Raw genomic sequence first — 12,308 nt, 5'->3', positions numbered from 1 at the left:
CAACGCACCAGAAGTAAATATTCTGTATGTGATATATCAACGAAAGACCCGTTCTGTCGTTCCCGTGCCACAGGCCGGCGTTCAACCTGTCTTCAACGCCACATCCGGGCCCTCCTGCTCGGTAATCACGCGCCAGATGGCGGCGGCATTCGGCTTCAGCGACCGTCCCTTGCGGCGCACCAGCACGACCTGCATGGCGGCATGCGGCCGCAACGGCAGCAGCACCACGCCAGGCGGAACGCCGGCCGCGCGGGCGCGCGATGGCACCACGCCGAGCCCCTGCCGCCGCGCCACCATGCCGAGCACCGCGCAGAAATGGCTCAGGGGCCGATAGACGCGCGGCCGCACGTGGTAGGCGGCCATGGCGCGCTCGATCGCGGCCAGCATGCCCGACTGGCGGTCCAGCCCGAACAGCTGCGCATCGTTCAGATCTCCCCAGCCCAGCGCCTCGCGCGACGCCAGCGGATGGCCGGTCGGCAGCACCGCGTGGAAGGTCTCCTCGTATAGCGGGTCGAACTGCAGTTCGGCGCAAGGCTCCGGGTCGCTGGCCACCGCGAAATCGACCTCGCCGCCGCGCACCGCATGCAGCGCCGCCTCCGGCCCGACATCGCGCAGCACGATATCGATATCCGGCCAGGCGCTCTGGCAGGCATGCAGCCAGGCCGGCGCCAGCATCGACGACAGCATCGGCGCCACCGCCAGCTGCACGCGCCCGTGCGCTGGCCGCGCGCTGGAGTGCGTCTCGTGCAGCGTCTGTTCGACCTCGTCGATCAGATGGCAGATGCGTTCGGACAGCAGCGTGCCGGCCTCGGTCAGCTCGACCTGGCGCGTGGTGCGGTCGAACAGGCGCAGGTCGATTTCCTCTTCCAGCTCGCGCACGCTGCGGCTGACGGCGGACTGCGTCAGTCCCAGTTCGGCGGCGGCACGGGTGAAACTGCGATGCCGCGCGACGGCGGCGAACGCCTTCAACTGCGGAAGCGAGACATTCATCGTGGTCTCCTCTGGCACCGCCTGCCTCGTGGGCGCGCGGCCGCTGCGGTTGCCGCCGGCGTGGGCCGGCGGGGCAGCGCTGTGCTTTCTTATGTCGCCACGGTCATCCGGCAGGGGCGCGCGGGCGCCGATGGGTCCTTCGATGCTAGTGCAAACGACTATCCACGACGCCTTAACTTTTTTATTAAGATCATTGACGACCGTCTATGGATCGGCGGCGCTGTCGCAATGCACGAAGCGTGCACCGCAGCGAAACGATCCCGATCACGCGCCGCAGCAAGCGCCGCGTCGACCGAAGAGGCCGCCATGAAAAACGCCACGCTGCGCCAGCTCAAGGTCTTCGAAACGGTGGCCCGTCATTTGAGCTTTTCGCGCGCGGCCGAGGAGCTGCATCTGACGCAGCCCGCGGTGTCGACGCAGGTGCGGCAGCTGGAGAACCATGTCGGCCTGCCGCTGTTCGAGCAGCTGGGCAAGAAGATCTATCTGACGCCCGCGGGCACCGAGATGCTGCACTACAGCCGCAGCATCATCCAGCAGTTCCGCGAGGCCGAGGATGCGATGGCGCAGCTCAGCGGCATCGCGGGCGGCCGGCTCAACATCGCGGTGATCAGCGCCGGCGATTACTTCTTCCCGCGCGTGATCGCCGAATTCATGCGGCGACACCCCGGCGTCACGCTGAACCTGGCGGTGCACAACCGCGAGGAACTGCTGCATCAGCTGGCCGGCAACCTGACCGATCTGGCCGTGATGGTGCGGCCGCCGGCCGGCATGGACACCGTCAACGAATCGTTCGCGCCCCACCCTTACGTGATCGTCGCCGCGCCGGACCATCCGCTGGTGGGCAAGCGCAACGTGCCGCTGTCCGCGCTGGCCGACGAAGCCTTCATCTGCCGCGAGAAGGGTTCGGACACCTGGAACTCGATGCAGGAAGGGTTCGCCGCGCGGCTGCAGAACCTGCGCATCACGATGGAGATCAAGAGCACCGAGACGATCAAGCAGGCGGTGATCGCCAATATGGGCATCGCGTTCCTGTCGGCCCACACCGTTGCGCTGGAACTGCGCACCGGCCATCTGGCGGTGCTGGACGTCGAAGGCTTCCCGGTGATGCTGAACTGGTACGTGGTCCATCGCAAGAACAAGCGGCTGCCGCCGGTAGCACTGGCCTTCAAGCATTTCCTGCTCAGCGAAGGCGCGGCGCAGATCGACCGGATCACCGCGGTGGCGGGCCTGATCCGCGGCAAGGGCGCCGTCGCCGCGCGCTCGTAGCGCATTGGCCTGGTCTCGCGCGCCTTCCATCCATAAACGATGGCTTATGGTTTTGCCGATCAACTTCAATTGTTGTTAATCGTTCGCGCCCCCTATGCTGCCTGCATGTCCCACCGCACCGGCACAAGGAGAGCGACATGGAACAAGCGCAGATCGAACGGCAGAACGACGTCACTACCGCGGCCGCGGACCCTCAGATTCCGGTACAGGCGCAACTTGCCGCCTACAACTCGGCCTTTGTCGAGCTGGAACTGCCCTTCCATTGGGACGAGGCGATGTATCGCTGGCTGTGCGGCGTGGTCGATTGCGAGCGCACCCAGATCGCGCACTATATCGAGACCTATCACGCGCATCTGCTGACGGCCTATGAGGCGCCGTTTCTGAGCCAGCTGATCCTCGAGAAGAAGAACGGGTATCTGGAGGCGATGGGCCGGCGCGTCAGCTGAATCGCCTCGCACCACCTCTCATGCCGTTCCCGCGAAAGCGGGAACCCAGCGTCGTTGAATGAAAGCCACTGGGTCCCCGCCTGCGCGGGGACGACGTGCTTGTATCGAACGACTTCGACGAACGACTTCGATCGATCGACTTCGTCGAACTACTTCGCTTCGGAAGACCGCGCGCCGCGCACGCCAGCTCGCGCGCCGATCGCAATCGCCGCTGCCGCGACCGTGGCCAGCGCCAATCCCGCCACCACCACCATCGGGCCATTGCCGCCGGACAACCAGGCGGCCGAGATGGCCAGCACGATGCCGCCGAGGCAACCTGCATGCAGCGCGGCGGCCCCGGCGTGACGGTAGCCGGCCAGGCCGGCCACCATCGACGCGCAGGCGAGCAGATAAGCCAGTTCTTCGGGATCCGTCATGGCAGGCCTCCATCGCGACCGGCGCGACCATCGGAAACAGCCAGCGGCGCGTTGCCGCGCGGGCTAGCCGCCGACCGGATTGATCAGCGCACCGATGCCGTCGATGCGCACTTCGACGACCGCGCCGGCCTTCATCGAGCCCACGCCGAGCGAGGTACCGCAGGCGATCACGTCGCCCGGCATCAACGTCATGTCGCGCGACAGACGGCTGACGATCTGCTCGGGCGTGAAGATCATGTCCGACAGCGGATAGCGCTGGCGCTCGGCGCCGTCGAGCCGCGTGACCACACTGGCGTCGCGCCAGTCGAAGCCCGTGACGATGGCCGGGCCCAGGCAGCCGAAGGTATCGAAGCCCTTGGCGCGGCACCATTGCGCGAAATTCGGATCCTCTGCGATCAGGTCCGCCGCGGTGACATCGTTGACGACCGTATAGCCGAAGATATGCGAGGCGGCATCGGCGGCCGGCACATCGCGGCACACGCGTCCGATCACGATGCCGAGCTCGCCCTCGAACACGATCTTGCCGGCATAGCCGACCGGCCGCGCGATGGTGTCGCCCGGACCAGCCAACGAGGTCGCCGGCTTGATCAGGAACAGCGGATGCGCGGGCTCGGGCTTGCCCAGTTTCTGCGCCAGCGCGCGAAAGTTGTTCCACAGCGCGACGATCTTGGACGGCTCGCATGGCGCGAGCAGGCTCACCTCGTTGCGCGGGAACGACACGCCGGTGGGATTCGGCGATGCGTAGCCCGGGCCGTCGTATTCGAACACCCGCTCGCCATCGAGCCGGCCCATCCGTGGCCGGCCATCGCCGGCGTCGAAGCGAATCCAGGTTTGCATGGGGGTCTCCTGTGGCGGGTGGTTTTTTTATGGGCGGTGTCGGGGCGCTGCCGTCTCCCCCGCCGTCTCCCGCGCGCGCGAGAGGGGAGAAAACCGGGGGAATCGGGAAACGCCGTCGGCTCGCGCCTGACGCTCTCCCCTCTCCCGCCAATGCGGGAGAGGGGCCGGGGGAGAGGGCAAGCGGCGCCTCCCAACGCCGCCGCTCTCCCCTTCGCCGCAGAGTCAGATCTTGCCCGCGCCGCGCGCCCACTTGTACTTCGCGCCGAGCACCGCGACCGGGATCTCGGTCGAGTACGCGTAGGCCGGCACGCCATGCTGGTACAGGTATTCGGCGGCTTCCTCGACCTGCACGTCGCCGGCCAGCGAGGCGACGATCGGCTTCTCGATGCCCCTGGCCGCCATCTCCTCCTTGACCTCGACCACCAGCTTGGCGAACACCATCGGCGGCGTGATGATCGTGTGCCAGTAGCCCAGGATGATCGCGTGGATGCGCGGATCCTCCAGCCCCAGCTTGATCGTGTTGCGATAGGTGCTCGGCGGCTCGCCACCGGTGATGTCGACCGGATTGCCGGCCGCGCCGAACGGCGGGATGAACTTGCGGAAGGCCGCGTCCAGGTCCTCCGGCATCGTCATCAGCGACAGCCCGTTGTCGACGCAGGCATCGGACAGCAGCACGCCCGAGCCACCGGCACCGGTGATGATCACCACGTTCTCGCCCTTCGGCGTCGGCAGCTTCGGAATGCCGCGCGCGAACTCGAGCAGGTCGCGCAGCGAGCGGGCGCGGATCACGCCGCATTGCTTGAAGACGTCCTCGTAGATGCGGTCGTCGCCGGCCAGCGCGCCGGTGTGCGAGCTGGCGGCGCGCGCCCCCAGGCTGGTGCGGCCGGCCTTGAGCACCACCACCGGCTTGACCTTCGACACGCGGCGCGCCGCCTCGGCGAACGCGCGGCCATCCTTCAGGTCCTCGCAATGCTGCGCGATGATCTCGGTCTCGTCGTCCTGCTCGAAGAACGTCAGCAGATCGTCTTCGTCGATGTCGGACTTGTTGCCCAGGCCAACGATGGCCGATACGCCCATCCTGGCCGACCGCGAGAAGCCGATGATGGCCATGCCGATGCCGCCCGACTGAGACGACAGCGCGGCCTTGCCCTTGACGTCATAAGGCGTGCAAAACGTCGCGCACAGATTCTTCGGCGTGTAGTAGAAGCCGTAGATGTTCGGCCCCATCAGCCGGATGTTGTGCTTGCGGGCGATCGCGACGATCTCCTCCTGTCCCTCGACATTGCCGGTCTCGGCAAAGCCGGACGGAATCAGCACGGCGCCGGGAATGCCCTTCCTGCCGACCTCCTCCAGCGCCTGCGCCACCAGCTTGGCGGGGATCGCGAACACCGCCACGTCGATCTCGCCGGGCACGTCGAGCACGCTCTTGTAAGCGGTCATGCCCATGATCTCTTCGGCCTTCGGGTGGATCGGATAGATCTTGCCCTGGTAGCCGCCGTTGATCAGGTTCTTCATCACCGAGTTGCCGATCTTGCCGTCCTCGGACGACGCACCGATCACCGCCACGGTGTCGGGCCGCATGATGCGGTTCATCTGCGCGACGATCTGCTCCTGCGTCGGGCGATAGCGCTGCGGCTGCGGCGCGTGGTCCAGCACGATGCGCACGTCGGCCGCAATCGCGCCGCTCGGGCTCGCGAACACCGGGTTCAGGTCCAGCTCGGCGATCTCGGGGAAGTCGGTCACCAGCTGCGACACGCGCTGGATCATGCTGGCGAGCGCCGCGCGGTCGACCGGCTCGGCGCCGCGCACGCCCTTGAGCACCTGGGCGGCCGCAATGCCGTCGAGCATGCCGAGCGCGTCCTGCTCGCTCGCGGGCGCCATGCGGAACGTGATGTCCTTGAGCACCTCGACCAGCACGCCGCCGAGGCCGAAGGCCACCAGCTTGCCGAACGACGGATCGGTGACCGCGCCGATGATGACCTCCTGGCCGCCGCCGATCATCTTCTGCACCTGCACGCCGACGATCTCCGCCTTGGCGTTGTAGCGCTTCGCGTTGTCCAGGATGGTCTGATAGCCCTGCTCGACCTTCTGCGCGTCCTCCAGGCCGACCAGCACGCCGCCGGCCTCGGTCTTGTGCAGGATGTCGGGCGACACGATCTTCATCACCACCGGAAAGCCGATGCGGCCGGCCAGTTCAACGGCTTCGGCCGGCGACGTCGCCAGCCCTTCGCCCGGCACCGCAATGCCATAGGCATCGCAGACCAGCTTGCCTTCGGGCGCGGTCAGCGCGGTGCGTCCCTGTTCCTTGGCGGTGGCGAGAATATTGCGCACCGCGTCCTTGTCATACGCCATGTCAGACCTCCATTGGGTCATGGTTGCAGCGGAGTTTGCGAACGAAGGGCGGCGCGGGGCCGCCCGGGGCAAGGCGGCGTCAGACCGCGCCGGCCGCGCGCAGCGCCTCGATCTGCGCGGGCGTGCGGCCCAGCCATTCGAGGATCTCGGTGGTGTGCTCGCCCAGCAGCGGGGAGCGTTCGACCTGGACCGGCGATTCCGACAGGTTGATCGGGCAGCCCAGCTGCACGTAGCGGCCGCGCTGCGGATGATCGACCTCGACCAGATAGCCGCGCTCGTACAGCGAGCGGTCCTCGATCAGGTCCTTCATCGACAGAATCGGGCCGCACGGCACGTCGACCTCGTTGAGCGCTTCCATGACCTCGAACTTGGTCCGCGTGCGCGTCCACTTCTCGACGATCGAGAAGCATTCGGGCAGGCATTTGAGGCGCGCTTCCGGCGTGGCGAACTGCGGATGCGCGATCAGGTCCTCGCGTCCGCACAGCCGCATCAGCGGTTCCCACCCCTGCGGTTGCACGATCACGTAGACATAGTCGTTGGCCCCGCCCGGCGCGCAGCGCAGCGCCGCGCCCGGCTGTCCGCCGCCCGAGGCATTGCCGGCGCGCGGCACGTAATCGCCGAACTCCTTGTTCGGGTATTCGCGCAGCGCGCCGGCCGCCAGGCGCTGCTGGTCGCGCAGCTTGACGCGGCACAGGTTCAGCACCGCATCCTGCATCGCGACCTCGACGCGCTGGCCCTTGCCGGTCTGCTCGCGTTGCAGCAGCGCGGCCAGGATGCCGATCACGCAATGCACGCCGGTGCCCGAATCGCCGATCTGCGCGCCGGTCACCGTCGGCGGCCCTTCCTCGAAGCCAGTGGTCGAGGCGGAGCCGCCCATGCATTGCGCGACGTTCTCGTAGGCCTTGCAGTCGGCGTACGGCCCGGGGCCGAAGCCCTTGATCGACGCGTAGATCAGCCGCGGATTGAGCGCGCGCAGCCGGTCCCAGTCGAAGCCCGCGCGGTCGAGCACGCCGGGGCCGAAGTTCTCGACCAGCACGTCGCAGCGCTCGACCAGGTCCTCCAGCAGCGCCTTGCCCTCCGGCGTCTTCATGTTCAGCGTCAGGCTGCGCTTGTTGGAGTTCAGCATCGTGAAATAGAGGCTGTCGGCGTTCGGCACATCGCGCAGCTGGCTGCGCGTGATGTCGCCCCGGCCGGGCAGCTCGACCTTGATCACATCCGCCCCCAGCCATGCCATCAGCTGCGTGGCCGACGGCCCCGCCTGCACGTGCGTCATGTCCAGGATGCGTACTCCTTCCAATGCCTTGCTCATGGCGTCGTCTCCTCGCCTCTATGGTGGGATCGTGGGTTGCACGGCAGCGGGTCGGCACGGCCCGCGCGCGAGGGCTTGCAAGGGCGTGCGCCGCCCGCCGGATGCGTGGGCCTTGTGCAAACCCGCGCATCCGGTGTCGCTCGCCGCGATCGCGCTGTCGGCCCGGGGGCCGGCGGCCGGCTACTTGTACATGGTCTGGTTCTTGGTACCCGGGGCGTATTCGCGCGGATCGACCCAGATATTGATCACCGCGGACTTGCCGGTGCGCGCGATCGACTCGCGTCCGCGCTGCAGCGCGCCGGCGATCTGCGCGGGGTCGCGCACCTCCTCGCCGTAGCCGCCCAGCATCTGCGCGAACTGGCTGAACGGCACGTCCGACAGCAGGTTGCCGACGTTGCCGCGCGACTCGCCGTACTTGGCCAGCTGCCCGTAGCGGATCTGGTTCATCGCCGAGTTGTTGCCGATCACGGCCAGATACGGCACGCCGAAGCGGTTGGCGGTCTCCATGTCGAAGGCCGTCATGCCGAAGGAGCCGTCGCCGTAGTAGCACAGCACCTCCTTGCCCGGATTGGCCAGGCCCGCCGCGATCGCAAAGCCGGTGCCGACGCCGAGCGAGCCCAGCGCGCCCGGGTCCATCCACTGGCCGGGCTTGCGCGGCCGCACCGCCTGCGCGGAGATCGTCACCACATCGCCGCCGTCGCCGATATGGATCGTGTCCTCGCCGAGGAAATTGTTCAGCTCGTAGGCGACGCGGTACGGATGGATCGGCGTGTTCTCCGACAGGAACAGCGGCATCAGCTTCTCGGTGGCGACGCCTTCGGCCTCGGTCAGCTGGCCCATCCACTTCTGGCGCGCCTGGCGCTTGTCCTGCTTGATGCGGCCGCTGGCGGCCTGCAGCACCGCGCCCAGGATCGCGCCCGGATCGCCGACCAGGCCCAGGTCGATCTCGCGGTTCTTGCCGACGGTGCGGTAATCCATGTCGATCTGCACCAGCGTCAACTCCTTGCTGATGCGCTTGCCGTAGCCCATGCGGAAGTCGAACGGCGTGCCGACGATCACCAGCACGTCGGCGTTGGCGAAGGCCTGCGAGCGGGTACGGTCGAAATGATGCGGATCGCCCGGCGGCAGCAGCCCGCGGCTGGCGCCATTGAAGTAACCCGGGATATCGAGGCCGCGCAGCAGCGCGATCGCTTCCTCGTGGCCGCGCGCGGTCCACACCTGCTGGCCGAACAGGATGGCCGGACGCTCGGCATTGACCAGGATGTCGGCGAGCTTCTCGATGTCGCGCGGATCGCCGATCGACCTGGTCGAGGCGCGATAGTGGCCGGGGCGCGGTACCACGGCGCGCGCGACGTCGACTTCGCGGTCGAGCACGTCGCGCGGAATCTCCAGATAGGCGGGCCCTGGCGCGCCGTTGAAGCATTCGCGCGCGGCCATCGAGATCATGTCGGCAACGCGCTCGGTGCTCGGGATGGTCGCGGCGAACTTGGTGATCGGCGCCATCATGTCGACGTGCGGCAGGTCCTGCAGAGAGCCCATCTTGTGCTGCGTCAGCGCGCCCTGCCCGCCGATATGCAGCACCGGGCTTTCCGAGCGGAAGGCCGTGGCGATGCCGGTGACCGCGTTGGTGCAGCCCGGGCCGGCCGTCGTCACCACGCAGCCGAGCTTGCCGGTCTGGCGCGCATAGCCGTCGGCCGCGTGCGCCGCGACCTGTTCGTGACGCACGTCGATGATGCGGATCCCTTCGTCGACGCAGCCATCGTAGATATCGATGATGTGGCCGCCGCACAGCGTGAAGATGGTGTCGACCCCTTCGTTCTTCAGCGCCCGCGCGACCAGATGGCCGCCCGACACGATGCCGGCATCCCGGCTCTTTTGCTTCAAGGTGTCATCGGCCGTCGTCGATTCCGGCCGCAGCGATACGACTGCAGACATGTGTTGGTCTCCTCGTTGGACTCCGGGCGGCCCCGTTGTGTGGGCACGCACCGCTTCACCTTCTTCTCGGCAGGGCTGCCGGCTTGCGACGCGAATCGATCGTTTCGGGCGATCTTGATGACATACCGTATGTGATATATCAAAGGTCAGCAAGGAGAAAATGTGGGAAAGGCGGCGAATTTCGACGACGCAACGCAGCAAAACAGTCTTTTTCTTGCCGATAAATTCGCCCAACTTCTATAAACACTGTCGCTTAGTGCCGGTCCGCATCAATGTCGGTTCCGTTGGCATCCGTGTACCGCACGGCAGATAATTCGCCTTGTTGTGCAGTGATATATTACATACCATATGCAAGCAGGCACTCGGCGCAATGCCGCCCCATCCTGTCAGCCACCACAACGACGTACCAGACCCAGTGAGGAGACAGTGAACATTCACGAATATCAGGCCAAGGAGCTGCTGCGGCGCTACGACGTCGCCGTGCCGCGAGGCGCGGTTGCGTTCACGCCGGACGAGGCAGCCAACGCGGCGCGCACGCTCGGGGGCCCGCTGTGGGTCGTCAAATCGCAGATCCATGCCGGGGGCCGCGGCGCCGGGCGCTTCCAGAACGATCCCGGCGGCAAGGGCGGGGTGCGCGTGGCGCGTTCGCTCGAGGCGGTGCGCGAGGAAGCCGGCAAGATGCTCGGCGCGGTGCTGGTCACGAAGCAGACCGGCGCTGCGGGGCGGGAGGTGCGGCGCCTCTATATCGAGGAAGGCTGCGACATCGCGCGCGAACTCTATTTCGGCATGCTGATCGACCGCGCGACATCGCGGATCACGCTGATGGCATCGACCGAAGGCGGCATGGACATCGAGGAAGTCGCCGCGCACACGCCGGAGAAGATCCTGAAGCTGGCGATCGATCCGGCCACCGGCATCCAGCCCTTCCACGCGCGGCGCCTGGCCTTCGGGCTCGGCCTGCGCGGCAAGCAGGTCGGCGAGGCCACGCGGCTGTTCCTGGCGGCCTATCGCGCCTTCACCGAGCTCGACGCGTCGATCGTCGAGATCAATCCGCTGGTCGTCACGCACAGCGGCCACGTGATGGCGCTGGACGCCAAGTTCAACTTCGACGACAACGCGCTGTTCCGCCACCCCGATATCGAGGCGATGCGGGACGAGGCCGAGGAGGACCCGGCCGAGACGGAGGCCGCGCGCCATGCGCTGAACTACGTCAAGCTCGACGGCAATATCGGCTGCATGGTCAATGGCGCCGGCCTGGCGATGGCCACGATGGACATCATCCAGCTGCATGGCGGCAAGCCGGCCAATTTCCTCGATGTCGGCGGCGGCGCGACGCGCGAGCGCGTGGCGACGGCATTCCGGCTGATCCTGGCCGACCGCAATGTCGAAGGCATCCTGGTCAATATCTTCGGCGGCATCATGCGCTGCGACGTGATCGCCGAGGGCGTGGTCGCGGCCGCGCGCGAGGTCGATCTGACCGTGCCGCTGGTGGTGCGGCTCGAAGGCACCAACGTCGAACTGGGCAAGGCGATCCTGCGCGATTCCGGATTGCCGATCGTGTCGGCCGACGACCTCGCCGATGCGGCGACCAAGGTCGTCGCGGCCACGCGCAACACCAAGCGGGGAGGACATTGAGATGGCCGTGCTGATCGACAACAACACCAGGGTGCTGTGCCAGGGCCTGACCGGCGCGCAGGGCAGCTTCCACACCGAACAGGCGCTGGCGTATGGCACGCAGATGGTCGGCGGCGTGACGCCCGGCAAGGGCGGCGAGACCCACCTCGGCCTGCCGGTGTTCGATACCGTCGCCGAGGCGGCCCAGCGCACCGGCGCCCAGGCCTCCGTGATCTACGTGCCGCCGCCGTTCGCGGCCGACGCGATCCTCGAAGCGGTCGACGCCGGCCTCGAGCTGGTCGTCTGCATCACCGAGGGCATTCCGGTGCTCGACATGGTGCGGGTCAAGCGCGCGCTGTCCGGCTCGCGCACCCGGCTGGTCGGTCCCAATTGCCCGGGCGTGATCACGCCGGGCCAATGCAAGATCGGCATCATGCCCGGCCATATCCATCGGCCCGGCAGGATCGGCGTGGTGTCGCGCTCCGGCACGCTGACCTATGAAGCGGTCGCGCAGACCAGCGCGGCCGGGCTCGGGCAGTCGACCTGCATCGGCATCGGCGGCGATCCGGTCAATGGCACCAACTTCATCGATTGCCTGAAGCTGTTCCTCGAGGACGACGACACCGAAGGCATCATCATGATCGGCGAAATCGGCGGCTCGGCCGAAGAGGAAGCCGCGCAGTTCCTGCGCGATTCCGGCAGCGACAAGCCGGTGGTCGGCTTCATCGCCGGCACCACCGCGCCGCCGGGCCGGCGCATGGGCCATGCCGGCGCCATCATCTCGGGCGGCAGCGGTACCGCCGATGCCAAGATCGAGGCAATGCGCGCGGCCGGCATCCACGTGTCGCGCTCGCCGGCCGAGCTGGGGCAGACGATGGCGAAGGCGTTGGGCCTATAGCGCCATCTTCGTGCGGAACCGCCGCCGTTGCGGATGGCAGCGGCGGCGGCGCACTACAGCCCCACCACGCTCCTGGCAATGATGCCCAGCTGTACCTCGGCAGCGCCGCCGAAGATCGTGTACGCCCTGCTGTTCAGATACTCGGGCAGCAAGCTGATGCCGTGCTGGCGCCGGCCCTCGTGGCTCGTACGGACCAGCGCGAACATGCGGTTGGCATGATGCGCGTGCGTGGCAGCGAGCCGGCC

The 12,308-nt window shown here is 67.4% G+C and carries 11 protein-coding genes; 4 read left to right on the top strand and 7 right to left on the bottom strand.

Features of this window, described 5'->3' with window-relative positions; all coding sequences use genetic code 11:
• Positions 1-81: 81 nt before the first annotated feature.
• On the bottom strand, positions 82-990 hold the full coding sequence (locus F7Q96_RS00865; protein ID WP_053824161.1) for a LysR family transcriptional regulator: 909 nt from the start codon (positions 988-990) through the stop codon (positions 82-84).
• Positions 991-1,296: 306 nt separating this feature from the next.
• Here F7Q96_RS00865 and F7Q96_RS00860 point away from each other — a divergent pair, with 306 nt between their 5' ends.
• Together F7Q96_RS00860 and F7Q96_RS00855 are read left to right on the top strand one after the other, a co-directional pair.
• Positions 1,297-2,256, top strand: a complete 960-nt coding sequence (locus F7Q96_RS00860) for a LysR family transcriptional regulator (protein WP_053824162.1) — start codon at positions 1,297-1,299, stop codon at positions 2,254-2,256.
• 137 nt (positions 2,257-2,393) lie between these two features.
• On the top strand, positions 2,394-2,702 hold the full coding sequence (locus F7Q96_RS00855; protein WP_053824163.1) for a hypothetical protein: 309 nt from the start codon (positions 2,394-2,396) through the stop codon (positions 2,700-2,702).
• A 149-nt stretch (positions 2,703-2,851) separates the two neighbouring features.
• Here F7Q96_RS00855 and F7Q96_RS00850 read toward each other — a convergent pair whose 3' ends face one another.
• The 5 genes from F7Q96_RS00850 to F7Q96_RS00830 all read right to left on the bottom strand — a co-directional run bounded on the left by F7Q96_RS00850 (position 2,852) and on the right by F7Q96_RS00830 (position 9,551).
• Positions 2,852-3,118 (bottom strand): hypothetical protein, encoded by a 267-nt coding sequence (locus F7Q96_RS00850; protein WP_053824164.1) that lies wholly within the window; start codon positions 3,116-3,118, stop codon positions 2,852-2,854.
• Positions 3,119-3,181: 63 nt separating this feature from the next.
• Positions 3,182-3,955 carry a fumarylacetoacetate hydrolase family protein gene (locus tag F7Q96_RS00845; protein WP_053824165.1) on the bottom strand — a complete coding sequence of 258 codons (774 nt, stop codon included), beginning with the start codon at positions 3,953-3,955 and terminating at the stop codon, positions 3,182-3,184.
• 222 nt (positions 3,956-4,177) lie between these two features.
• On the bottom strand, positions 4,178-6,307 hold the full coding sequence (locus tag F7Q96_RS00840) for an acetate--CoA ligase family protein (RefSeq protein WP_151021914.1): 2,130 nt from the start codon (positions 6,305-6,307) through the stop codon (positions 4,178-4,180).
• Positions 6,308-6,386: 79 nt separating this feature from the next.
• Positions 6,387-7,616, bottom strand: a complete 1,230-nt coding sequence (gene frc, locus F7Q96_RS00835) for a formyl-CoA transferase (RefSeq protein WP_151021912.1) — start codon at positions 7,614-7,616, stop codon at positions 6,387-6,389.
• Positions 7,617-7,796: 180 nt separating this feature from the next.
• On the bottom strand, positions 7,797-9,551 hold the full coding sequence (locus tag F7Q96_RS00830) for a thiamine pyrophosphate-binding protein (protein WP_053824166.1): 1,755 nt from the start codon (positions 9,549-9,551) through the stop codon (positions 7,797-7,799).
• A gap of 426 nt (positions 9,552-9,977) precedes the next feature.
• On the opposite strand from F7Q96_RS00830, the gene sucC reads away from it, so the two are divergent.
• Together sucC and sucD are read left to right on the top strand one after the other, a co-directional pair.
• Complete coding sequence (gene sucC / locus F7Q96_RS00825) at positions 9,978-11,186, top strand: ADP-forming succinate--CoA ligase subunit beta (RefSeq protein ID WP_053824167.1); 1,209 nt, start codon at positions 9,978-9,980, stop codon at positions 11,184-11,186.
• A gap of 1 nt (position 11,187) precedes the next feature.
• Entirely contained in the window at positions 11,188-12,063 is an 876-nt protein-coding gene (gene sucD / locus F7Q96_RS00820; protein ID WP_053824168.1) for a succinate--CoA ligase subunit alpha, read from the top strand.
• A 53-nt stretch (positions 12,064-12,116) separates the two neighbouring features.
• Here sucD and F7Q96_RS26740 read toward each other — a convergent pair whose 3' ends face one another.
• Positions 12,117-12,269: a hypothetical protein gene (locus F7Q96_RS26740; protein ID WP_158507294.1), complete on the bottom strand. Its 153-nt coding sequence runs from the start codon at positions 12,267-12,269 to the stop codon at positions 12,117-12,119.
• Positions 12,270-12,308: the final 39 nt, after the last annotated feature.

The sequence above is a fragment of the Cupriavidus gilardii genome (assembly GCF_008801915.1).
GTDB classification, from domain to species: domain Bacteria; phylum Pseudomonadota; class Gammaproteobacteria; order Burkholderiales; family Burkholderiaceae; genus Cupriavidus; species Cupriavidus gilardii.
Note: the sequence above shows the minus strand (reverse complement) of the source record. Positions and strands in the feature narration are given on the sequence as shown.